16 protein-coding genes and 1 tRNA gene are annotated in these 24,269 nt (G+C 63.3%); 3 read left to right on the forward strand and 14 right to left on the reverse strand.

Annotated features, from left to right (window positions below; genetic code table 11):
- Positions 1-20: 20 nt before the first annotated feature.
- A complete protein-coding gene (rpsG, locus tag NLM15_RS27050; RefSeq protein ID WP_027520967.1) occupies positions 21-491 on the reverse strand; it encodes a 30S ribosomal protein S7 in 471 nt (156 codons plus the stop codon).
- Between the two features lie 15 nt (positions 492-506).
- Positions 507-878 carry a 30S ribosomal protein S12 gene (rpsL, locus tag NLM15_RS27055; protein WP_007603006.1) on the reverse strand — a complete coding sequence of 124 codons (372 nt, stop codon included), beginning with the start codon at positions 876-878 and terminating at the stop codon, positions 507-509.
- Between the two features lie 669 nt (positions 879-1,547).
- Here rpsL and NLM15_RS27060 point away from each other — a divergent pair.
- Positions 1,548-2,795 (forward strand): FAD-dependent monooxygenase, encoded by a 1,248-nt coding sequence (locus NLM15_RS27060; RefSeq protein ID WP_254120466.1) that lies wholly within the window; start codon positions 1,548-1,550, stop codon positions 2,793-2,795.
- On the opposite strand, the gene NLM15_RS27065 is transcribed toward NLM15_RS27060, so the two are convergent.
- The 6 genes from NLM15_RS27065 to rplJ form a co-directional block, all read right to left on the reverse strand.
- Positions 2,714-4,741, reverse strand: coding sequence for an ABC transporter ATP-binding protein (locus NLM15_RS27065; protein ID WP_254120468.1), 2,028 nt, complete (start codon positions 4,739-4,741; stop codon positions 2,714-2,716). The genes NLM15_RS27060 and NLM15_RS27065 overlap by 82 nt on opposite strands.
- Positions 4,742-4,873: 132 nt before the next feature.
- Complete coding sequence (locus NLM15_RS27070) at positions 4,874-6,937, reverse strand: FAD-dependent oxidoreductase (RefSeq protein WP_254120470.1); 2,064 nt, start codon at positions 6,935-6,937, stop codon at positions 4,874-4,876.
- A 192-nt stretch (positions 6,938-7,129) separates the two neighbouring features.
- Positions 7,130-11,326 carry a DNA-directed RNA polymerase subunit beta' gene (gene rpoC, locus NLM15_RS27075; protein ID WP_254120472.1) on the reverse strand — a complete coding sequence of 1,399 codons (4,197 nt, stop codon included), beginning with the start codon at positions 11,324-11,326 and terminating at the stop codon, positions 7,130-7,132.
- A gap of 129 nt (positions 11,327-11,455) precedes the next feature.
- Positions 11,456-15,574 (reverse strand): DNA-directed RNA polymerase subunit beta, encoded by a 4,119-nt coding sequence (gene rpoB, locus NLM15_RS27080; RefSeq protein ID WP_254120474.1) that lies wholly within the window; start codon positions 15,572-15,574, stop codon positions 11,456-11,458.
- Between the two features lie 482 nt (positions 15,575-16,056).
- A complete protein-coding gene (rplL, locus tag NLM15_RS27085; RefSeq protein ID WP_254120476.1) occupies positions 16,057-16,434 on the reverse strand; it encodes a 50S ribosomal protein L7/L12 in 378 nt (125 codons plus the stop codon).
- A 54-nt stretch (positions 16,435-16,488) separates the two neighbouring features.
- Positions 16,489-17,007 carry a 50S ribosomal protein L10 gene (gene rplJ / locus NLM15_RS27090; protein ID WP_254120478.1) on the reverse strand — a complete coding sequence of 173 codons (519 nt, stop codon included), beginning with the start codon at positions 17,005-17,007 and terminating at the stop codon, positions 16,489-16,491.
- A 705-nt stretch (positions 17,008-17,712) separates the two neighbouring features.
- On the opposite strand from rplJ, the gene NLM15_RS27095 reads away from it, so the two are divergent.
- Positions 17,713-19,359 (forward strand): hypothetical protein, encoded by a 1,647-nt coding sequence (locus tag NLM15_RS27095; protein ID WP_254120480.1) that lies wholly within the window; start codon positions 17,713-17,715, stop codon positions 19,357-19,359.
- Here the strand turns inward: NLM15_RS27095 and NLM15_RS27100 are convergent.
- The 6 genes from NLM15_RS27100 to NLM15_RS27125 all read right to left on the reverse strand — a co-directional run bounded on the left by NLM15_RS27100 (position 19,356) and on the right by NLM15_RS27125 (position 22,838).
- Positions 19,356-20,309 (reverse strand): 2-hydroxyacid dehydrogenase, encoded by a 954-nt coding sequence (locus NLM15_RS27100; protein WP_254120482.1) that lies wholly within the window; start codon positions 20,307-20,309, stop codon positions 19,356-19,358. The genes NLM15_RS27095 and NLM15_RS27100 overlap by 4 nt on opposite strands.
- Before the next feature lie 104 nt (positions 20,310-20,413).
- Positions 20,414-21,106, reverse strand: a complete 693-nt coding sequence (rplA, locus tag NLM15_RS27105) for a 50S ribosomal protein L1 (protein WP_018322253.1) — start codon at positions 21,104-21,106, stop codon at positions 20,414-20,416.
- A 6-nt stretch (positions 21,107-21,112) separates the two neighbouring features.
- Positions 21,113-21,541 (reverse strand): 50S ribosomal protein L11, encoded by a 429-nt coding sequence (gene rplK / locus NLM15_RS27110; RefSeq protein ID WP_006611824.1) that lies wholly within the window; start codon positions 21,539-21,541, stop codon positions 21,113-21,115.
- Positions 21,542-21,671: 130 nt separating this feature from the next.
- Positions 21,672-22,229 carry a transcription termination/antitermination protein NusG gene (gene nusG, locus NLM15_RS27115; protein ID WP_015685389.1) on the reverse strand — a complete coding sequence of 186 codons (558 nt, stop codon included), beginning with the start codon at positions 22,227-22,229 and terminating at the stop codon, positions 21,672-21,674.
- The gene (gene secE, locus NLM15_RS27120; protein WP_007611620.1) at positions 22,229-22,420 is read right to left on the reverse strand and encodes a preprotein translocase subunit SecE; all 192 of its coding nucleotides are present in this window, start codon (positions 22,418-22,420) and stop codon (positions 22,229-22,231) included. The genes nusG and secE overlap by 1 nt, the downstream gene beginning before the upstream one ends.
- 342 nt (positions 22,421-22,762) lie before the next feature.
- Positions 22,763-22,838: transfer RNA gene (locus NLM15_RS27125), tRNA-Trp, on the reverse strand.
- Between the two features lie 165 nt (positions 22,839-23,003).
- On the opposite strand from NLM15_RS27125, the gene NLM15_RS27130 reads away from it, so the two are divergent.
- Complete coding sequence (locus tag NLM15_RS27130) at positions 23,004-24,239, forward strand: serine hydrolase (RefSeq protein WP_254120483.1); 1,236 nt, start codon at positions 23,004-23,006, stop codon at positions 24,237-24,239.
- Positions 24,240-24,269: the final 30 nt, after the last annotated feature.

The raw sequence follows: 24,269 nt of genomic DNA on the forward strand, positions 1-24,269 counted from the left end.
TTAGATTCCGTGTGTCGCCGTTACCAGCGATAGTGCGAGAAGGCGCGGTTGGCTTCGGCCATCCGGTGCACATCTTCACGCTTCTTGACGGCGTTGCCGCGGTTGTTCGAGGCATCCAGCAATTCGGCCGAGAGCCGCTCGGTCATCGTCTTCTCGTTGCGCTCGCGCGCGGCCGAGATCAGCCAGCGGATACCCAGCGCCTGACGGCGGGTCGAACGAACTTCGACCGGAACCTGGTAGGTCGCGCCGCCGACGCGGCGGGAGCGCACTTCGATCGTCGGCATGACGTTCTCGAGCGCCTGCTCGAACACGCCGAGCGGGTTCTGCTTGGTCTTGGTTTCGATGATGCCGAACGCACCATAGACGATACCTTCGGCGACCGACTTCTTGCCGGCGTACATCACCGAGTTCATGAACTTCGTGACGATGATGTTCCCGAACTTCGGATCGGGAAGGACTTCGCGCTTTTCCGCTGAGTGGCGACGAGACATTGAGCTGGTTCCCGCTTACTTCGGACGCTTCGCGCCGTACTTCGAACGACGCTGCTTACGGTTCTTGACGCCCTGGGTATCCAGAACGCCGCGGAGGATGTGATAGCGCACGCCGGGCAAGTCCTTGACGCGGCCGCCGCGGATCATGACCACCGAGTGTTCCTGAAGGTTATGGCCCTCACCCGGGATGTAGCCGATCACCTCGAAGCCGTTGGTCAGGCGCACCTTGGCAACCTTACGAAGCGCCGAGTTCGGCTTCTTCGGGGTCGTGGTGTAGACGCGGGTGCAAACACCACGCTTCTGCGGCGACTGCTGCAGCGCCGGCACCTTCTTGCGCGACTTCTGCACTTCACGCGGTTGAGCGATCAGCTGGTTGATCGTCGGCATCCTGGCCTTACCCTTTGTTCTGTCGCGGGCCCTTCCGGGTCCGCTGTCTTGCCGCGGCCCGTTGCCGGAACCGCAAATTCTTTCGAGCAACCCGCCCGACGGGGTGCCTCGCACGGAACAATCCGCACAAAGCGAAATTGCGCCAACCACTCCATCAACGAGCGGAAAGCGCTTCGACGCCACAGAGGACCGCAGTATCGAGACCGATCAGCGTAAAGCCGCGGCCCGCGCACCGAGGTCATGCATCCGAATTCGACCTCAAGAGAACGGGCTCAAGAGACCTAAAATCGCACTGGCATTGCCTAGCTATGATCGACAGCGTTTGAGCGGCATTCGTCGAGGTTGGTGCCCGTCCTGGTGACCCCAATGGGATCAAACGGGTGGCCCGTTCCGACGCTGGCGATGCTCACCGCCTGTCGTTAAGTGAGGCGCTTTCTATAAGTGAGAATCGGTCAAGTCAAGGCGAAACGACAGTCAGAAAGCGCTTGTGGCATCTGTCAAAATCGCTGTTTGCCCGCTCTCCCCGCGCCCCGCGGATATGGGGATGGGACCTTGGTTCCGCTAGCCCAGGGACGATTATACCCGGGCGAAATATACTTTTATGACTCCTGCTAAGGCTTTTTTTCCTGTTGATGCGTCAATCTGCCGCCTTCGGCAGAGAATTGCGTCATGCGGTACACCGACATTGCCATTATCGGCGGAGGATTATCCGGGGCGGCCGCCGCCGCAATGCTCGGCCGCGCCGGCATTTCGACGGTGCTGATCGATCCGCATGAGAGCTATCCGGCGGACTTTCGGGTCGAAAAACTCAGCGGCCACGTCCAGGTCGAGCGATTCCTGAAGACCGGAATCGGAGAATCGGTGCTCCGCCGCGCGACCTTTGCCGGCGAGAACTGGATCGCCCGCTTCGGCCATTTGCTCGACAAGGCGCCGAGCCGGCAGTTCAACATGCTCTACGATTCCTTCGTCAACGCCATCCGCGACGAAATCCCCGCCGGCGTCGGGCGCATCTGTGCCAAGGCGGTCTCGCTCGAGACCAGCCCGGAGCGGCAAAAGATCACGCTCTCCAACGACGAGACGATCTCGGCCCGACTCGTCGTGCTCGCCAACGGCCTGAATGTCGGCCTGCGCCACCAGCTGGGAATCGCGCGAAGAGTCGTCAGCGCCTGCCATTCGATCTCGATCGGGTTCGACGTGGTGCCGACGGGGCGGAGCTCGTTCGACTTCCCGGCGTTGACCTATTTCTCGGAACGACCGAGCGACCGCATCCCCTACATCACGCTGTTTCCGGTCGGCACGCGGATGCGCGCCAATCTCTTCGTCTATCGCAGCTTCGACGATCCCTGGCTGCACGAGCTGCGCCGCGCACCTAGCGAGACGCTGAATGCCGCCCTGCCCCGGCTCAAGCGCATCACCGGCGCCTTCGACATCCCCGGCGAGATCAAGATCCGCCCGGTCGATCTCTACGTGAATGACGCAGGCGGCCAGCCCGGCCTCGTGCTGGTGGGCGACGCCTTCGCGACCTCCTGCCCCGCCGCCGGCACCGGCTGCGACAAGGTCTTCACCGACGTCGAGCGGCTGTGCAACGTCTACATCCCCGATTGGCTCGCCTCCGACGGGATGGACGCGGCCAAGATCGCCGCGTTCTACGCCGACCCGGTCAAGCGGGCCTGCGACGAATGGTCGGCAGCGAAGGCGTTCGACTTCCGCTCAGTCTCGATTGCGACGAGCCCCTACTGGGCGGCGCAGCGCTGGGCGCGCTTCTTTGCCTGGTCGGTTCAGGGGCTATTGCGGCCGCTGGGAGGAGCCTTCGATCTGGAGCCGAACTTCCTCGGTCATTCCTCCTCGTCGTCTTCGTCCTCTTCATCCTCGTCGAGGTCGTCCTCGTCGTCATCGTCGCTGTCGTCATCGGCCTGAGCCACAGCGCCGTGCGGCTGGTGGATCTGGTCGTTCCAGAGCTTGCGATAGGTGCCGTTCTTGGCGAGCAGCTCGGCATGCGAGCCGCGCTCGATCGCCCTGCCCCCTGAGATCACGATGATCTCGTCCATCTCGACCACCGAGGTCAGGCGATGGGTTGACCAGATCATGGTACGCCCCTTCGCGACCTTCAGCAGCGTGCGGTTGATCGCGGCTTCCGTGGTCTGGTCGAGCGCCGAGGTGGCTTCGTCCAGCAGCAGCACGGACGGGTTACGGATGATGGCGCGCGCGATCGCGATGCGCTGGCGCTGGCCGCCCGACAGGGTGTCGCCGCGCTCGCCGACCGGCGTGTCGTATCGCTGCGGCAGGCTCATGATGTAGCGGTGGATCTCGGCCTTCTTGGCGGCGTCCTCCACCTCCTCGTCGGTCGCGCCTTCCTTGCCGAGCCGGATGTTCTCGCGGATCGACATGTTGAAGAGCATGTTTTCCTGGAACACCACCGCCATGCTCCGGCGCAGCGACTCCAGCGTCACCTTGCGGACGTCGACGCCGTCGATGGTGACGCGCCCCTCGTCGGGTACATAGAGCCGCAGGATCAGATTCAGCAGCGTGCTCTTGCCGGAGCCCGAGGGGCCGACGATGGCGATGCGCTTGCCGACATTGAGCTTGAGGCTGAGATTGTCCAGCACCGGCGTCTGGCTGCCTTCGTACTGGAACGTTACGTGGTCGAAGGTGATGTCGTTGGTGATGCGCGGCAGATCGGGCGCGCCGGGACGATCGGCGCCGCGCGTCGGCTCGTCCAGCAGCTCCTGCATGTGGCGGATCGCGGCGGCCGAGGAGATCGACACCGGGATGAAGTGCATCACGTGGGCGATGTTGTAGGAGACCTCCCAGAACGCGCTCTCGAAGGTGACGAAGGTGCCGATGGTGATCTGGCCCTTGGTCGCGAGATAAGCGCCGATCGCGAGCACGACGAGGTGCAGCAGCAGCACCGAAATGGTGACCGTCCGCTCCACCATGGTCGACAGGAACGCGGCCGAGGCGATCTTGTTGCGCGTCTCGTCGTTGCGGAATCTGAAGAACCCGAACATCTTGCGTTGCAGGCTGAACGCCTTGATCACAGCCTGCGCCGCCACGTTCTCCTGCACCATGCCGAGCAGCGCGCTCTCGTTCTGCTTCTGCTCGTAATTGGCCTGCACCGCCTTCGGGGTGAGGATGCGCGGGCCGATCAGCGTGATCGGGAACACCAGCAGCGCGACCGCGGCGAGCTGCCAGTTCAGGAACACCATCAGGATGATACCGGCGATCAGTTCCAGGAACGGCAGCGCTGCGCTGTTCGCGAAGGTCTTGACCGAGCCCTCGAAGGCCGAAAGATCGACGGAGAAGCGCGACAGGATCTCACCGCGCTTGGTGCGGCCGAAATAGGCCGCCGGCAGGTCCTGGACATGCTCGAACAGGCGCTTGCGGACGTCGGAGATGATGCAGGCGGCCAGCCGCGCGTCCCAGCGCTCGTACCAGACCGCGACGATCGAGGTGAAGATGCCGGCGACCGCGAGCACGCCGAGGATCTTGTAGAGCGCCTGGAAATCCTCCTCGCCGAGCGCGTCGTCGATCAGGTACTTCAGGCTGAGCGGCATGATGACGTTGAACAGCGTCTCGACGAAGACGCCGAACGCCACGAATGACAGCATCCGCTTGTAGTTGGACAGGAAGGGCTTGACGAAACCGAGGATGGTCGCGAGCGCGCCGGCGGCCTCGCGCGCGGTAAAGACGACGAGGTCCTCGTCCTCATCGTCGTCGTCGAGCTCCAGCTCGTCATCCTCCTCGTCTTCGTCGTCCTCGTCGTCTTCGAGGTCCGGCTTGGCGGGGACGAGCTTGTCGTCGAGCTCGGCCGCCTCTTCCACGGCGAGCTTCTGTTTGTCGGGCGGGAGGGGCTTGGACGCCATGAAACCAACCGATGCTGACGGCCGGCATGACCGCGGAGAAAGCAGGACATAGCGGCAACCGCTATCGCACCGATTCTATGCGATCATGATGAATTCGGCAAAGCAATTGGCTAGGCCGGGCCGGTCCGGCCTCTAGTCGTCGTCCTCGTCCTCGACCTTGTCGAAGAAGGAATAGCGCAAGGAATCCGCGTCGGCGTACCACTGGCCCGGGCCCTTGTTGGCGGCAAGCGTCGCCTCCCAGAGCGCATCCGCGCAGTCCTTGCGATGCATCGACAGGTCGAAGCCGTTGCCGAAGAACAGCTCGGACCATTCCCACCAGGTGCCGAGCTTCTTGACGCCGCGCAAAAGGTCGTAGCGGTCGATCACCACCGAAGCCATGTCCGAGGTGATCGAGCCGAACACGAGGCCGGTCCTGACCACACGGTTGAGCTCGCGGATCGCGCGGACCACCTGCTTCGGGGAAACATGGCAGAGGCTGGTCTCGAACACGAAGTCGAAGGCGCCGTCCTTGAACGGCATGTCGGTGATCGAGCCGAGCTTGTTGTATTTCTTCAGCGCCTTCGGCGTCCTGGCGTGGATGGCGCGGTTGTTCTCGATGCCCCAAGCATCGATGCCGCGATCGCGCAGCGCGCCGACCAGCTCGCCGCTGGCGGAGCCCGCGACCAGCAGCTTGGCGCCCTTGGCCTTACCCCAGACGATGCCGATCAGCTTGCTGAGATAATCGGGATCGGTGAAATGCCGCCACGCCTCGCTGTAAGGACCGAGGCCGCGATAGTTCTCGAAATAGTCGCGGTCGATCTTGTCCGAGACCGGCTGGCCCTCGTCCTGGGCACGTTCGCGGCGCAGGCGCATCATCTCGGTCAGGATGATGTCGGTCGCAGCGTCCGAGGAGTCGAGCAGGCCGTTCAGCGTGGAGTCGAACAGATAGTCGCCGACCACCACGATGCCGGGATGCTCCTTCGGCTCCGGCCGGTGGTTGGTCATGACGTCGCGCACGGGCAAACCGCCCGGGATCGCGTTCACCGACGACAGCCAGCGGTGGATCTTGCCTTCCACGAAATGCGAACGCGCATCGCCGAGCGAGGCCGGCAGCGATTTCAGCGCGGCATCGATCAGCTCCTGGTCCGACAGATTGGCGAAGGCCAGCGCGTCGGAGCCCGGGATCAGCCAGTTCAGCACGCCGTGCTTGCCGACGTCGTGGCGCGCGCCCTCGTTGTAGACGCAGCAGCCGCCGAAGGCTTCCGACATGAACCAGGCGCCGGGAATCTTCTCGCCCCAGAACGGCGTGTCGAACAGGATCGAGACGCGCAGATAGTGCGCGGGACGATCGAAATACGAGACGTGCTTGACCATCGACTTGCGCAGCTGCTCGCCTTCCCAGCCGACGGTGGCGAGCCAGGAATGCGGCAGGCAGACCAGCACGAGGTCGAAGTCGCGCGTCTCCGGCCCCTTGCCGTTCATCATCTTCAGCTGGTAGCGGCCGGTCGGCGCCTTGCCGACGGTGAGCACGCGATGGTTGAGCTGGATGTCGGCATTGACCTCCGACTGCAGGCACTCGATCAGCTGCTCATTGCCGTTCTGGATGGAATAGAGGCCGATATAGCCGTCGACATCCATCAGGTAGTTCTTGAGCGCGTTGAGCCCGTTGGTGTTGTGGCTTTCGGTCGCGATGTCGGAGCGCGCCATCACCTTGAAGAAACGCTTTGCGGTTTCGTCCTCGACCTCCTCGTCGAGCACCTGCTCGGCGGTCTTGTAGGCCCAGGGATTCTCGTTGTCGTGCGCGCCGACGCCCTCGTAATATTCGATCGGCGACATCGCCTCGGCACAGCGCTTGCGGAACGCCTCGATCGCCGCCGCGGTCTTGTCGCCGTATTTGCGGCGCATGCCCGGCACGTCGTTGAGGAGCTCGCCGCCGAACTGGACCTGCTCGGCGTCCATCGGAATGGTCTGAAGTCCGAAATGCTGGATCAGCTCGCGCAGCGGATCGGGACCCGTCATCGAGTAGTCGTAGATCTCCGCAACGCCGGCCTCGTACATCGCCGGCGCGGAATCGAATTTGCGCGTGACGATCTTGCCGCCGAGCCGGTCGGAGGCCTCATAGATGGTGACGCGGCAGAGATCACCGAGCTTACGCTTCAGGTACCAGGCGCTCATCAGCCCGCCGGGGCCGCCGCCTACGATTGCGAGATCAAGCATGTGAGTTCCGTGGTCTCCGGCCCTGCCCCCGTCACGGGACCACCGGTCTAAGTTCCCTTAGCAGAAGCGCTTTTGCGGCTGAAGGAAAGATGAACAAAGGTTGATCCCGCAACGCAACAGGGCAAACAAAGCAGCAAAAAGGCCGGCTTTCGCCGGCCTTTTCGTTATCCTCGTATTCTTACGGATGAACCATTATTCCGCAGGCGGCAGCGCGGGAAGCTCAGCTTCCGGTGCGGGCGACACGACGGCCGCCTGCTTCTCGCGCTCGTCCAGGATCAGCTTGTCGCGCTTCATCGCGACTTCGCGGATCTTGGCCATGGAGGCGCCGGTGCCCGCCGGGATCAGCCGGCCGACGATGACGTTCTCCTTGAGGCCTTCCAGCGGATCGACCTTGCCGTTGACCGCCGCTTCCGTGAGGACGCGGGTGGTCTCCTGGAACGAGGCCGCCGAGAAGAAGGAGCGGGTCTGGAGGCTCGCCTTGGTGATGCCGAGCAGAACCGGCGTCCCCGTGGCGATCTTCTTGCCCTCTTCCTTGGCCTTCTCGTTGAGCGCGTCGAACTCGATCTTGTCGACCTGCTCGCCGGAGATCATGTCCGTGTCGCCCTGGTCGGTGACTTCCACCTTCTGGAGCATCTGACGGACAATAACCTCGATGTGCTTGTCGTTGATGAGCACGCCCTGGAGCCGGTAGACCTCCTGGATTTCATTGACCAGATAGGCCGCGAGCTCCTCGATGCCCTTGACCGCGAGGATGTCGTGCGGTGCCGGGTTGCCTTCCACGATGAAGTCGCCCTTTTCGACGACGTCGCCGTCCTGAAGGTGGATATGCTTGCCCTTCGGGATCAGGTACTCGCGCGGCTCGTCGGTCTTGTCCATCGGCTCGATCGAGATGCGACGCTTGTTCTTGTAGTCGCGCCCGAATCGGATGGTGCCCGCGATTTCGGCGATGATCGCCGCATCCTTCGGACGACGTGCCTCGAACAGTTCCGCCACCCGCGGCAGACCGCCGGTGATGTCACGCGTCTTGGCGCTTTCGGTCGAGACACGGGCGAGGATGTCGCCCGGGTTGACCTTTGCTCCGACGTCGACCGAGAGAATGGCGTCGACCGACAGCATGTAGCGGGCATCGCCGCCACGGGCGAGCTTGAGCACCTTGCCGTCCTTGCCCTTGACCACGATGGCCGGACGCAGGTCCGAGCCGCCGCGGGTCGAGCGCCAGTCGATGACCACGCGCTTGGCGATACCGGTGGCCTCGTCGAGCGTTTCCGAGATCGACTGTCCCTCGACCAGATCCTCGAAGCCGATGGTACCTTCGACTTCGGTGAGGAGCGGACGGGTGTAGGGATCCCACTCGACGATCCGCTGGCCGCGCTTGACGTTGTCGCCCTCGTCGACGTGCAGGCGCGAGCCGTACTGGATACGGTGCGTCGCACGCTCGGTGCCGTCGGCATCGACGATTGCCACCACCATGTTGCGCACCATCGCGACCAGGTGACCTTCGCTGTTGCGGGCGATGGCCTTGTTCCGGATCACGATCTTGCCGTCGAAGTTGGATTCGACGAACGACTGCTCGTTGAGCTGCGCCGCACCACCGATGTGGAAGGTGCGCATGGTGAGCTGGGTGCCCGGCTCGCCGATCGACTGCGCCGCGATGACGCCGACGGCTTCACCGTGGTTGACCGGCGTGCCGCGGGCGAGGTCGCGGCCGTAGCACATGCCGCAAATGCCGTTGACGAGTTCGCAGGTCAGAGCCGAGCGGATCTTCACCTCCTGCACGCCACCCTGATGGATGGCATCCAGATGGCTTTCTTCCATCAGCGTACCGCGCTTGATGATCACCTTGCCCGAGCTGTCGCGCACGTCTTCGCAGGCCGTGCGGCCCAGGATACGCGAGCCGAGCGAGGCAACCACGGTGCCGGCATCGACGATGGCGCGCATCTTGATGCCGAGCTTGGTGCCGCAGTCGTTCTGCGTGATGATGCAGTCCTGCGCGACGTCGACGAGACGACGGGTCAGGTAGCCCGAGTTCGCGGTCTTCAACGCGGTGTCCGCGAGGCCCTTGCGGGCGCCGTGGGTCGAGTTGAAGTACTCGAGCACCGAGAGGCCTTCCTTGAAGTTCGAGATGATCGGCGTCTCGATGATCTCACCCGACGGCTTGGCCATCAGGCCGCGCATGCCGGCGAGCTGGCGCATCTGGGCCGGCGAACCGCGGGCACCGGAGTGAGCCATCATGTAGATCGAGTTGATGTCGGCATCGGCTCCGCTCGCCGTCTTCTTGGTGGCGGAGATCTCCTTCATCATCGCCTTGGCGATTTCTTCCGTGGCCTTCGACCAGGCGTCGACGACCTTGTTGTACTTCTCGCCATGGGTGATCAGACCGTCGTTGTACTGCTGCTCGAAATCCTTCGCCAGCGTACGGGTGGTGTCGACGATCTTCCACTTGCCGTGCGGCACGACCATGTCGTCCTTGCCGAACGAAATGCCCGCCTTGAACGCGTTGTAGAAGCCGAGCGCCATGATGCGGTCGCAGAAGATCACCGTCTCCTTCTGACCGCAGTGGCGGTAGACCTGGTCGATGACGCCGGAGATCTCGCGCTTGGTCATCAGCTTGTTGATGATCTCGTACGAAATCCGCGGGTTCTTCGGCAGGAGATTGCCGAGCATGACGCGGCCCGCGGTGGTCTCGATCCATCGCGTCGAGACCTTGCCGGTCTCGTCCATGCCCTGCCACCGGTACTTGATCTTGGTGTGGAGGTGGATGACCCTCGCATGCAGCGCGTGCTCGAGCTCGGCCATGTCGCCGAAGATCTTGCCCTCGCCGGGCAGGCCTTCGCGCATGATCGAGACGTAGTAGAGACCGAGCACGATGTCCTGCGACGGCACGATGATCGGCTGGCCGTTCGCCGGATGCAGGATGTTGTTGGTCGACATCATCAGGACGCGCGCTTCGAGCTGCGCTTCGAGCGACAGCGGAACGTGCACGGCCATCTGGTCGCCGTCGAAGTCGGCGTTGAACGCGGCGCAGACCAGCGGGTGAAGCTGGATCGCCTTGCCCTCGATCAGCACGGGCTCGAACGCCTGGATGCCGAGGCGATGCAGCGTCGGCGCGCGGTTGAGCAGCACGGGATGCTCGCGGATCACCTCGTCCAGGATGTCCCAGACCTCGGGCCGCTCCTTCTCGACCAGCTTCTTCGCCTGCTTCACGGTGGTGGACAGGCCCTTGGCGTCAAGCCGCGAATAGATGAACGGCTTGAACAGCTCGAGCGCCATCTTCTTCGGCAGGCCGCACTGATGCAGGCGCAGCTCGGGACCGACCACGATCACCGAACGGCCCGAATAGTCGACGCGCTTGCCGAGCAGGTTCTGACGGAAGCGGCCCTGCTTGCCCTTGAGCATGTCGGCGAGCGACTTCAGTGGGCGCTTGTTGGCACCCGTGATGACGCGGCCGCGGCGGCCGTTGTCGAACAGCGCATCGACCGCTTCCTGAAGCATGCGCTTCTCGTTGCGGATGATGATGTCGGGCGCGCGCAGCTCCATCAGCCGCTTCAAGCGGTTGTTGCGGTTGATGACGCGGCGGTAGAGATCGTTGAGGTCCGAGGTCGCGAAGCGGCCGCCGTCCAGCGGCACCAGCGGACGCAGGTCCGGCGGAATCACCGGGACCACGGTCATGATCATCCATTCCGGCTTGTTGCCGGAGTGGCGGAACGCTTCCACGATCTTCAGGCGCTTGGCGAGCTTCTTGTGCTTGATGTCGGAGTCGGTCTCCTGCATCTCGAGGCGCAAGGTCGCCTCGAGCTTCTCGAGGTCCATGCCCTTGAGCAGCTCGCGGATCGCTTCGGCGCCGATCATGGCGGTGAAGGAATCCTGGCCGTACTCGTCCTGCGCCTTCAGATACTCGTCTTCCGACAGCAGCTGACGGTCCTTGAGCGCGGTGAGACCCGGCTCCAGCACGACGTAATATTCGAAGTAGAGGATCCGCTCGAGATCCTTCAGCGTCATGTCCAGCAGAAGGCCGATGCGCGAGGGCAGCGACTTCAGGAACCAGATGTGGGCGACGGGGGCTGCGAGCTCGATATGGCCCATGCGCTCGCGCCGGACGCGCGACAGCGTGACCTCGACCGAGCACTTCTCGCAGATGATGCCCTTGTACTTCATGCGCTTGTACTTGCCGCACAAGCACTCGTAGTCCTTGATCGGCCCGAAGATGCGGGCGCAGAACAGGCCATCGCGCTCGGGCTTGAAGGTACGGTAGTTGATGGTCTCCGGCTTCTTGATCTCGCCGTAGGACCAGGACAGAATCTTCTCTGGAGACGCGATCGAGATCCGGATCTGGTCGAAGACCTGAGCCGGCGTCGTCGGGTTGAAGAGATTCATAATTTCTTGGTTCATCGTCTTCTCCTCGCGTGCCGGTCGCCTCCGGCCGCAAATTCGAAAATCACTTAAGCGGGGCGCCCTGCCCTCAAGGCCTCGGGAGGGGCACCAGTGCCCGGCCGTGAAGGCCGGGCATGAAAGGTCGAATTACTCGGCCGCTTCCGACGTCGGCGCCGGACCCATCTTGGAGTTGTGCAGGTCGACGTTGAGGCCGAGCGAGCGCATTTCCTTGACCAGCACGTTGAACGATTCCGGAATACCGGCCTCGAACGTGTCGTCGCCGCGCACGATCGCCTCGTACACCTTGGTGCGGCCGGCGACGTCGTCCGACTTCACCGTCAGCATCTCCTGGAGCGTGTACGCCGCGCCGTAAGCCTCGAGCGCCCACACCTCCATTTCGCCGAAGCGCTGGCCGCCGAACTGCGCCTTGCCGCCCAGCGGCTGCTGGGTGACGAGCGAGTACGGACCGATCGAACGCGCATGGATCTTGTCGTCGACGAGATGGTGCAGCTTGAGCATGTAGATGTAGCCCACCGTCACCTTGCGATCGAACGGATCGCCGGTGCGGCCGTCATAGACGGTCGACTGACCCGAAGCGTCGAGACCGGCAAGCTTCAGCATCTCCTCGATGTCGGCTTCCTTGGCACCGTCGAACACCGGCGTCGCGATCGGCACGCCGCGGCTCAGATTGTGACCGAGCTCGATCAGTTCGTTGTCGTTGAGCGACTTGATCGTCTCGTCCTCGCCGTAGACCTTCTTCAAGGTTTCCTTCAGCGGCTTGATGTCCTGCTTCGACAGGTAGGCATCGACCGTCTGGCCGATACGCTTGCCGAGGCCGGCGCAAGCCCAGCCGAGATGGGTCTCGAGGATCTGTCCGACGTTCATGCGCGAGGGCACGCCCAGCGGATTGAGCACGATGTCGGCATGCGTACCGTCTTCGAGGAACGGCATGTCCTCGATCGGCACGATCTTCGACACCACGCCCTTGTTGCCGTGGCGGCCGGCCATCTTGTCGCCGGGCTGGATCTTGCGCTTCACCGCGACGAAGACCTTGACCATCTTCATCACGCCGGGCGGCAATTCGTCACCGCGCTGAAGCTTCTCGACCTTGTCGAGGAAGCGCTGTTCCAGCCCCTTCTTCGACTCGTCGTACTGCTTCCGCATGGCCTCGATCTCGGCCATCAGCTTGTCGTTCGGCGAGGCGAACAGCCACCACTGCGACTTCGGGTACTCCTCGAGCACCGCACGGGTGATCTTGGTGTCCTTCTTGAAGCCCTTCGGACCGGCAATGCCCTGCCGCCCTTCGAGCAGCTCGGCAAGACGGTTGTAGACGTTGCGGTCCAGGATCGCCTGCTCGTCGTCGCGGTCCTTGGCCAGACGCTCGATCTCTTCCCGCTCGATCGCCAGCGCACGCTCGTCCTTGTCGACGCCGTGGCGGTTGAACACGCGCACTTCCACGATCGTGCCCTGCACGCCCGGAGGAACGCGCAGCGAGGTGTCGCGAACGTCGGAGGCCTTTTCGCCGAAGATGGCGCGCAGCAGCTTTTCTTCCGGCGTCATCGGGCTTTCGCCCTTCGGCGTGATCTTGCCGACCAGGATGTCGCCGGCGCGCACTTCCGCACCGATGTAGACGATACCGGCTTCGTCGAGGTTCTTCAGCGCTTCTTCCGAGACGTTCGGAATGTCGCGGGTGATTTCCTCGGGTCCGAGCTTGGTGTCGCGGGCCATCACCTCGAATTCTTCGATGTGAATCGAGGTGAACACGTCTTCCTTCACGATCCGCTCGGAGAGCAGGATCGAGTCTTCGAAGTTGTAGCCGTTCCACGGCATGAACGCGACGAGCACGTTACGGCCGAGCGCGAGCTCGCCGAGATCGGTCGACGGACCGTCGGCGATGATGTCGCCCTTCTTGACGATGTCGCCGACCTTCACCAGCGGACGCTGGTTGATGCAGGTCGACTGGTTGGAGCGCTGGTACTTCATCAGCCGGTAGATATCGACGCCCGACTTGGTCGGGTCGAGATCTTCCGTGGCGCGGATGACGACGCGGGTCGCGTCGATCTGGTCGATCACGCCCGAGCGGCGCGCCGCGATGGCGGCACCCGAGTCACGCGCGACCACGCCTTCCATGCCGGTGCCGACGAACGGCGCCTCGGCGCGAACCAGCGGCACCGCCTGGCGCTGCATGTTCGAGCCCATCAGCGCGCGGTTGGCGTCGTCGTTCTCGAGGAACGGGATCAGCGCCGCGGCGACCGACACGAGCTGCTTCGGCGACACGTCCATGTAGTCGACCTTGTCCGGCGTCACCGGCAAGACTTCGCCGGCGTGACGGCAGACCACGAGGTCTTCGGTGAAGCGGCCCTTCGGGTCGAGCGGCACGTTGGCCTGCGCGACCGTGTAGCGGCCCTCTTCCATCGCCGAGAGGTAGACGACCTCGTCGGTGACGCGGCCGTCCTTGACCTTGCGGTACGGCGTCTCGACGAAGCCGTACTTGTTCACGCGCGCGAAGGTCGCGAGCGAGTTGATCAGGCCGATGTTCGGACCTTCCGGCGTCTCGATCGGGCAGATGCGGCCGTAATGCGTCGGATGCACGTCGCGCACCTCGAAGCCAGCGCGCTCGCGGGTCAGACCGCCCGGTCCAAGCGCCGACAGGCGGCGCTTGTGGGTGATCTCCGACAGCGGGTTGGTCTGGTCCATGAACTGCGAGAGCTGCGAGGAGCCGAAGAACTCGCGCACGGCGGCAGCCGCCGGCTTGGCGTTGATCAGGTCCTGCGGCATGACCGTGTCGATGTCGACCGAGGACATGCGCTCCTTGATCGCGCGCTCCATGCGCAGCAGGCCGATGCGGTACTGGTTCTCCATGAGCTCGCCGACCGAGCGCACACGGCGGTTGCCGAGATGGTCGATGTCGTCGATCTCGCCCTTGCCGTCGCGCAAATCCACCAGCGTCTTGATGACGGAGAGGATGTCTTCCTTGCGCAGCGTACGCTGGGTGTCGGGCGCATCGAGGTCGAGGCGCATGTTCATCTTGACGCGGCCGACCGCGGACAGGTCATAGCGTTCGGCGTCGAAGAACAGCGACTGGAACATGGCCTGCGCCGAATCCAGCGTCGGCGGCTCGCCCGGACGCATCACGCGGTAGATGTCGAACAGCGCGTCCTCGCGCGTCATGTTCTTGTCGGCCGAGAGCGTGTTGCGGATGTAGGCACCGACATTGACGTGGTCGATGTCGAGCAGCGGCAGCTCCTTGTAGCCCTGCTCGTTGAGGGCCTTCATGGACTTGTCGGTGATCTCTTCACCGGCTTCCGCGTGGATCTCGCCGGTCTTCGGGTTGACGAGGTCCTCGGCGAGGTAGTTGCCGACGAGCTCCTCATCCGACAGGCGCAGCGCCTTCAGGCCCTTCTCCTGCATCTGACGCGCACCGCGCACGGTGAGCTTCTTGCCGGCCTCGAGCACGACCTTGCCGGTGTCGGCGTCGATCAGGTCGTTGATGGTCGAGTAGCCGCGGAAACGGTTGGCGTCGAACGGAACGCGCCAGCCTTCCTTGGTCCGCTTGTAGAGAATCCTCTTGTAGAACGTGGACAGGATCGCCTCGCCGTCGAGGCCGAGGGCGAACATCAGCGACGTCACCGGAATCTTGCGGCGACGGTCGATACGCGCATAGACGATGTCCTTGGCGTCGAACTCGATGTCGAGCCAGGAGCCGCGATACGGGATGACGCGGGCGGCGAACAGCAGCTTGCCCGAGGAATGGGTCTTGCCCTTGTCGTGGTCGAAGAACACGCCCGGCGAACGGTGCATCTGCGAGACGATGACGCGCTCGGTGCCGTTGACGATGAAGGTGCCGTTCATCGTCATGAGCGGGATGTCGCCCATGTAGACGTCCTGCTCCTTGATGTCCTTCACCGACTTCGCGCCGGTTTCCTCGTCGATATCGAACACGATGAGGCGCAGCGTCACCTTGAGGGGTGCCGCGAAGGTCATGCCGCGCTGGCGGCACTCGTCGACGTCGTATTTCGGCGGCTCGAACTCGTAGCGGACGAATTCCAGCATCGAGGTGCCCGAGAAATCCGAGATCGGGAACACCGAGCGGAACACCGCCTGCAAGCCCTCATCGGACCGCCCGCCCTGGGGTTCGTCGACCATCAGGAATTGGTCGTAGGACGCCTTCTGAACCTCGATGAGGTTCGGCATCTCGGCGACTTCCTTGATGTGTCCGAAGAACTTGCGAACGCGTTTGCGACCGGTGAATGTCTGCTGCGCCATCGTGGCCTCTCATTTTCGTCGCCCGCTCTGGGCGCGCCGTCCGGAACGCGGCTGCCACCGCTCCCCGGGTTGAATTTTTCGAACCCGCTTTGGGGGCCGGAGACTCAGTTTCAGGCGGGAATGTCCTGAATCTGCTTCAGACCTTCAAAACGCAAAACGACGCGCGGGGCGCTGGTGCGCGCCCGCCCGTCACAACGATCGTCTTCACGGACTGCAAAAGCCCGAAATAGCCTGCTCTCCCAACGGCTTACAGGGAAATCCGGCATCCCTGCCCACCGCGCTTTCGTGCTGCCGAACCGATATGGGGCGACAATAGTGGAGATTCGAGGGGTAAACCCTCAAATCCCCACACTTTTTCGTGTTCGACCTGCGTCGGGACGTTCCGTCGCACGCCTTTTGCATCTGGCCCACCCCTTCAAGGCGTGGACCGAGACCCCGGTCTCGCTGATGCTTGCCCGGGATCTCGCGCCAGTAAGCGTTGCTTACTTGAGCTCGACCTTCGCGCCAGCCTTCTCGAGCTGGACCTTGATCTTCTCGGCTTCGTCCTTGTTCACGCCTTCCTTGACAGGCTTCGGCGCACCCTCGACGAGGTCCTTTGCTTCCTTCAGGCCCAGGCCGGTGATGGCGCGGACTTCCTTGATGACCTCGATCTTCTTGTCGCCGGCGTTGGCGAGAACGACCGTGAACTCGGTCTTCTCTTCCGCCGGAGCGGCAGCAGCGCCACCACCAGCCGGGCCAGCCACGGCGACAGCCGCGGCAGCCGAAACGCCCCACTTCTCTTCGAGGAGCTTCGCGAGTTCGGCAGCTTCGAGCACGGTGAGGCTCGAGAGGTCGTCAACGATCTTCTGCAAGTCAGCCATTGTTCAGTTTCCTTGAATGTAAGTCTGGTTCGGGTTTGAGTTTTGCGAAGGGCGTCAGGCCGCTTCGCCCTTTGAGGCATGAGCCTGGATGACGCGCGCGAGCTTGCCCGCGGGCGCGTTGGCGAGCTGAGCGAGCTTGGTCGCCGGGGCCACAAGCAGGCCGACGATCTTGCTGCGCAGTTCATCAAGCGACGGCAGCGAGGCAAGCGCCTTCACGCCGTCGACATTCAGGACGGTCTTCCCCATCGAGCCGCCGACGATGACGAACTTTTCGTTCGCCTTGGCGAATTCGATGGCGACCTTTGGCGCCGCCACCGGATCGTTTGAAGTAGCGATCACGGTCGGCCCCTTCAGCATGGGGCCGATGGCAACGACGTCAGTGCCTTCAAGAGCAATTTTGGCGAGACGGTTCTTCGAGACCTTCACCGAGGCGCCAGCCTGCTTCATCTGCGTGCGCAGCTTCTGCATCTGGGCAACGGTGAGGCCGGAATATTGGGCAACGACCGCGACGCTCGTGGTCTTGAAGACCCCATTGAGCTGTTCGACCGCTTCCTTTTTTGCCGCTCGTTCCACAGCAAGCTCTTTCCGGTTGGCGATCATCGCGAAAGCGGGACCGCCGGGTTGCACCCATCGTCCCACCCAAAACCTGAACCTCCGGGCCAAAACCCATCGGACACGCGCCGGGCGAGACGACAATTCAAAGCCTGCCCTCCGGGAGCCCCTGAAGGCCCACGGCGTGTCGAGGTCCGAACCAGACCCGTTTCGCAAGCCAGCCCTTAAAGCTGGGTGCGAAGTGAAATCCGGTCTTCACCCGTCTATGCAGGCCATGCGATTAAGCCGTTGAGAAATCGAATTCTCTCGCGGGCGCCTGCAGTCTTGGACAGGACAAGGTCAGCCGGCGAACCGCCCGACCTCTGCCCGCACCCCACCAACTGACGGGTTTTCCTTCCTTTTCCGGGCAAATCCTCACGGACGTCCTGAAAAGGAATGATCTCCTGTCGTGTCGGGTTTTGGAATGCGTGCACGAACGCGCCAGCCGAGGCCGGCACGTCCGGAAGCGGTTCTTTAACCGCTCGGAGCCCGATTGCCAAGAGCAAAATTCACACCAGTTCCAATCCGTTGCCGACGAGGCTTAAGGCCGCGCGAAGGCGCGTTCCGGCAGAAGGTTAGCGAAGCCTTTTTGCCCGATAGCACATCGGAATGCACGCATTACGGATCAAGCAACGTCTCTCAGCTACAGGTTGAACCCACCTCCTCTGGGGAACAGGTTCGACAGCAATGATCCGGCACGCCGCCACTCTTCTTTTCGGTCTCGTGGCGCTTGCAGGTATCTACGTGTTGTTGCTGAACTTACCGCATTTGATGGGCGGATGGTTCGGACTTTTGGGCGTCTTGGTTCTCGCCGTCATGCCCGGATACCTGAATTTCCCCTGGCTCGTCGCCATCAGCGGGATCGCGATATTCGGGATCTATCGGAAACTTCCGGGCCTGACTGTCGCTCCGCTCCTGTTCTTTGCAGCATGGTACTGCGCTTCGGTCTGGAACCGGCACGAGTTCGCCAGGGATTTGGATCAGTCACTCGCCAGCCGTCCGGTGCCGGCCGAGTTGCGCAGCACGCGGACGCTCACGATCGTGGGTCCGGGACAGCCGTGCTGCGGAAGCATCACGCTCCTCGTTGACCACACCATCGACAGCTTCGTCCACGCTCAGACCGACAAACAGGGCCGCGTAGCTGCAATTCATGCGACACAGCTTGCCGCGACCAAGGATTGCGATGCAGACGAGTTGCTCCGCTCCAGCCAGCTGCGCAGCTCTGGACGCACCAATCAGTGCCTGAAGACCACCATTTTGGCTGCCATTCCGGACGGCCTTGTGATCCGCACCCAGCCCGCGGAGCCGCTTCTCGGCGACGGCTGCTGCAACTCCGGCACCATCAGCATCCGACAGGATGGCGACGAGCGCGTTGCGGCGACGTGGCGCTACGGCCGCCAAACCGTTCTGAGTTACCTGCCGTTTCTTGGCAACAACCCTCACCCAACGCCACTCTGGACGTATGCCTCGGTCGGGCCACGTCAGTCGATTCAAGTGGGGGGACCCGCGTTCTCGGGCGAGGATCTCGCCGCCGCCGTCTATGGAATTGACTGGAAAGCGCCACTGAAATTCGTCGAAACGAGCAATGTCGAGCTCTCCCAGCGCGCACAGCAGCTGGCCCTCACGAAAAATCCGTTCCCCGCGCTCGATATCGCCCTTCAGGTTCAAGGCAGCGGATACGTCGATGACGAGCTCATCGGAGTCGCGGCGCGGTTTGTCCAATGCTGCGATGATCAGAAGCTCTACAAATTCTGGGCGCGGCTCAACCGCGACGAAAAGCGCAAATTCGTCGAAGACATCATTGCGCTCATCAGCAATCCGATCTCCGACGGCAGCGACCACACCCAGGCGCGTTTCCAAATTAGAATGCACCGCGAAGAGCTTACGGCCTACATGCCACAGGCCGAGGCAATCTTTGCCACCCGGCGCGATCTTCAGATATGGCAATACGAAATGGCGTTGCGTCTCGCGCACGACGATCAGCTGCGGCTCGGGTCCGAGAACTATCTCTCCGAGCAGCAGCGGCGTTTCCGCTTGGTCCAGGACGATGCGAGCGACGCGTTCACGCGACGCGCAATCGCATTCAAGAGAGTCTATTTTTTCCGCAGGGATGAGGAACGCGAATTCTTCGCACACCAGCTCGATCGGGTACCCGACAAGCTGCTACATGATTATCTCACTGCCGCGGGCTGGAACCGCAATCCCGACGAGAAATCGGTGACCACGGCGACCAGCCTGCTGCGTCAGCTGGCAGCCGTCCGCATCGCGGCCGTGCCAGACGAGAAGCTGCGACGCGACCTGCAGGAGTGGTTCCGAGAGTTCGCTGGCCGCTAGTCGGCTCTCACGCCGTAGGGCAGCGGCTTGCCCTCGAAGAACGCGGACAGGTTCGCCAGCACGCAGCCTTGCATGGCGACGTGCGATTCCAGGGTGTGGCCGCCGATATGCGGGGCGAACACGACATTGGGCAGCGCCGTCAGCGCGTCGGGCGCGTGCGGTTCCTTCTCGAAGACGTCGAGGCCGGCGCCGGCGATGGTCTTGTCGGAGAGCGCCGCGACCAGGGCCTTCTCGTCGATCACCGAGCCGCGGGAGATGTTGACGACGTAGCCGTGCTCCCCGAGACGCTTGAGGATATCGGCGTTGACGACGTGCTGGGTCTCGGCCCCTGCCCGGACCGCAATCAGCAGCACGCTGCACCAGTCGGCGAGCGCCTCCAGCGTCGGGAAAAATTGATAGGGCAGATCGTATTTGCTGCGGCTGAAATAGCCGACCTCGCTCTCGAACGCGGCGCATCGGGCGGCAATCTTGCGGCCGATCTCGCCCATGCCGTAGATGCCGATGCGGCGGCCGGGCATGCCGGCCTGCGGCCGCATCATCGGCGACTGCTTCGATCCCGCCCAGTCGCCGCTGCGGACATATTGGTCGGCAACCAGGATCCGCCGCGTCGTTGCCAGCATCAGGGTCATTGCGATATCGGCGACCGAGGCCGCATTGGCACCCGGGCTGTGACCGACCGCGATGTTGCGGGCGGCCGCGGCCTTCAGGTCGACGCCGTCATAACCGGTGCCGTAGCAGACGATGGCGCCGAGTTTTGGGAACAGGTCCATCGCCTCGGCGCCCAGCGGCGTACCGCCTGCGGTCAGCATCGCTCGGATGCCGCCGAGCTCATCGGCCGAAAACACCTCGCGTGCGGGCTTGCCGCCGGTGTCGAGCAGTTCGAAACGCTCGGCAAAACGCGCCATCATCGTCTTCGGGAAGCGCGAGTAGATCAGGACCTTGTCAGCCATTGTTCTTGTTTCCCGGTTCTTGCTTCCGATGAACGCCGTCACAAACGACGAGGGGCGGAATCGGTTGCCCAATTCCGCCCCTCGCCTCATGCAATTTCCAAACCTCAGCCGAGAATGGTGCCCGGCTCGACCTTCACGCCCGGGCCCATCGTCGAGGACACCGCAACGCGCTGGATGTAGGTCCCCTTGGAGCCGGCCGGCTTTGCCTTGGTGACAGCGTCAGCCAGGGCCTTGATGTTCTCGACCAGCTTCTCCTCGGTGAACGAGGCCTTGCCGACGCCGGCCTGCAGGATGCCGGCCTTCTCGACGCGGAACTCGACCGAGCCGCCCTTGGCACCCTTCACCGCGCCGGTGACGTCCATGGTCACGGTGCCGATCTTCGGGTTCGGCATCAGGCCGCGCGGGCCCAGCACCTTACCGAGACGGCCGACCAGCGGCATCATGTCGGGAGTGGCGATGCAGCGGTCGAAATCGATCGAGCCGTTCTGCACCTTCTCGACCAGGTCCTCGGCGCCGACGACGTCGGCACCGGCGGCCTTGGCCTCGTCAGCCTTGGCGCCGCGGGCGAACACGCCGACGCGGAGCGTACGGCCGGTGCCGTTCGGCAGGGTAACGACGCCACGGACCATCTGGTCGGCGTGACGCGGATCGACGCCGAGATTGATCGCGACCTCGATGGTCTCGTCGAACTTCGCCTTGGCGCGTTCCTTGACCATCTTGATGGCGTCCGCGAGCGGGTAAAGCTTTTCGCGGTCAACACCTTCGCGGGCTTTGTTCAAACGCTTTCCGATTGCCATGACCGCTTACCCCGCAACTTCCAGACCCATCGAACGGGCGGAGCCCTCGACCATCTTCATGGCCGACTCGATGGAATCGCAATTGAGATCCTTCATCTTCTTCTCGGCGATCTCGCGCACCTGCGCCTTGGTCACCTTGCCGGCCTTGTCACGGCCCGGCGCCTTCGAGCCGGACTGGATCTTGGCAGCCTGCTTGAGGAAGAAGGACATCGGGGGGGTCTTCATCTCGAACGTGAACGAACGATCGGCGTAGATCGTGATCACGACGGGAATCGGGGTGTTCTTCTCTTCCTTCTGGGTCTGGGCGTTGAACGCCTTGCAGAACTCCATGATGTTGAGACCGCGCTGACCGAGCGCGGGACCGATCGGGGGCGAGGGATTCGCCGCACCGGCCGGGACCTGAAGCTTCAGGTATCCGGTCACTTTCTTTGCCATGTATCACTCCTGTTGTGCCGGCCGGGCCGGCGGTTTCAGGTTCGTGGTCTGGGTCGGATGCGGCTGGCAACCGCCCTCTCCCTCCCACGGCCTCTTGTTGCGTGAGACCGAAGTCTCACGCGTTACCCGGTCAGACCTTCTCGACCTGACCGAATTCCAGCTCGACCGGCGTGGCGCGGCCGAAGATCGACACCGCGACCTTCACGCGCGAGCGCGCCTCGTCGATTTCCTCGACCACACCCGAGAACGAGGCGAACGGGCCGTCGGCCACGCGCACGTTCTCGCCAATCTCGAACGACACCGAAGCCTTCGGCCGTTCCACGCCCTCCTGCACCTGATGCAGGATGCGCATGGCCTCGGATTCCGAGATCGGCATCGGCTTGTTCTCGGCGCCGAGGAAGCCCGTGACCTTCGGTGTGTTCTTGATCAGATGGAACGCCTCGTCGGTCAGCTTCATCTTCACCAGCACATAGCCCGGGAAGAACTTGCGCTCGGCGTCGATCTTGCGGCCGCGGCGCACTTCCGTGACCTTCTCGGTCGGAACCAGCACCAGCTCGAACAGCTCCTCGAGCCCGCGCTGCTTGGCCTGCTCGCGGATCGATTCGGCGACCTTCTTCTCGAAGTTCGAATAGGCGTGGACGATGTACCAGCGCTTGTCGGACGATTGGGTTGCAGCGGCTGTTGCCATCAGTGAATGCCCAAAAGGAAGGTGATGAGATAACGGATGATCTGGTCGGCGGCGAAGAAGAAGATCGAGGCCACGGCGACCATCACGAACACCATGATGGTGGTGATCGTGGTCTCACGACGGGTCGGCCAGGTGACCTTGGCGGTCTCCGAGCGCACTTCCTGCAAAAACTTGAACGGGCTGACTGCCATCGTTTGATGTCCAACGTCCGTCGACAGACGCGAATGAATTTCAGGGATCCGAACAGCCGCCGTTGGCCCAGCCCTCTATCTCGAAGGATGAGCCGGAAACCGGGCTCGATTGTTCGGGGATTTCAAAGCCGCGCCGGAGATCCGCGTCTAACGGGCCGGCTGCGAGTGCCGGGTATCTACTGCGGATGGGGCCAAAGGTCAAGGTCTGGCAGGCCGGGCAGCTTGCGGCCCCGCCTTGCGGACCTGATCCGGATCAAGGGCTTACCCGGTCCACATGATCCACGGTCCGAGCTTTCGGCCCGGCGCCGTCCTGCCTGTCGATCCTGATAGTTGCGGATTAGCTGGCAGGAGTGGCAGGGCTCGAACCTGCGACCCCCGGTTTTGGAGACCGGTGCTCTACCAATTGAGCTACACTCCTACGGACCCTCGCGTCGCCGCTCAGGATCAGGGCCGCTTTCAAGCACAGGGGGCGGCCGGATTGCAAGGACGGATTGCAAGGGTGAAGCGCGCTGGCTTCGCTTGTTCGTGCCGCGCCTTCTGGGCCACAGTCCGTTCCCGATAATAAGAGCAACCGGGAGTGCCCATGACTGCGACAGCCTCTGCGACAGCCGCCCTCAATTCTGCAGCCGCGCCAAAAACCCCGCCTCTGCCCGAGGCCAAGCCCGAAACGCTGGGCCTGTCGCGCCCCCGCCTCCAGGCGATGTCGGACGCCTTCAAGCGCGAGATCGACAAGGGAACCGTCCCCGGGGTGACCGTGCTGGTGGCGCGGCGCGGCCAGGTCGGCTGGTTCGAGGCGCTCGGCAAGCAGAGCCCGGCTGTATCAGCGCCGATGGCGCTTGATTCGATCTTCCGGATCTTCTCGATGACCAAGCCGATCGTCTCGGTCGGCATCATGGCGCTGATCGAGGATGGCCACCTCCTGCTCGGCGATCCCGTCGCCAAGTTCATTCCGGAGTTCGCAGACCAGAAAGTCGGACTGGTCAGCGGCGGCAGGCTGGAACTGGTTCCGCCGAGGCGGCCGATGACAGTGCAGGACCTGCTCCGCCACACCTCGGGCCTGACCTATGAGCACCAGGGCGACGGCCCCGTGCACAAGATCTACCAGGACTCCCGGGTGCGCAGCCGCAAGATCACCAATGCGGAGCACGCCGCGCTGGTGGCGAGCTTCCCGCTGGTCTGCCACCCCGGCGACGAGTTCAACTACAGCCGCTCCACCGACATCCTCGGCCGCATCATCGAGGTCGTCAGCGGCAAGTCGCTCGGCACGTTCCTGACGGAGCGCATCCTCGCCCCGCTCCAGATGGCCGAGACCGGCTTCTCGACCAGCGAGGCCAATGCCAGCAGGCTCGCCGAGCCATTCGCGGCCGATCCCTGGACCGGCGACAAGGTCGCGCTGTTCAACATGCTGGAGCAGCCGGTCATGGAATCCGGCGGTGGCGGCCTCGTCTCGACCACGATGGACTATGCCCGCTTCGCGTTGATGCTGCGCAACGGCGGCACGCTCGACGGTGTCAGGATCATCGGGCGCAAGACGCTGGAGCTGATGGCGTCCGATCACCTCGGACCACACGTCGTGACCAACGGCCCGCTGCTATCGCCCGGCCATGGTTTCGGTCTCGGCTTCGCCGTCCGCCGCGAGGCCGGCATCGCGCCCTTCCCCGGCAGCGTCGGCCAGTATTTCTGGAGCGGCATTGCCGGGACGTTCTTCTGGATCGACCCGAAGGAGGATCTGTTCGTCGTGTTTATGTCGCAGGGACCGGGGCAGCGCGATTACACGCGGACGCTGGTGCGGGATCTAGTTTACGCGGCGGTGGATTGACCCGAAGGGTCATTCCGGGGCGATGCAAAG

It is taken from the genome of Bradyrhizobium sp. CCGB20 (genome assembly GCF_024199855.1).
Taxonomy (GTDB): domain Bacteria; phylum Pseudomonadota; class Alphaproteobacteria; order Rhizobiales; family Xanthobacteraceae; genus Bradyrhizobium.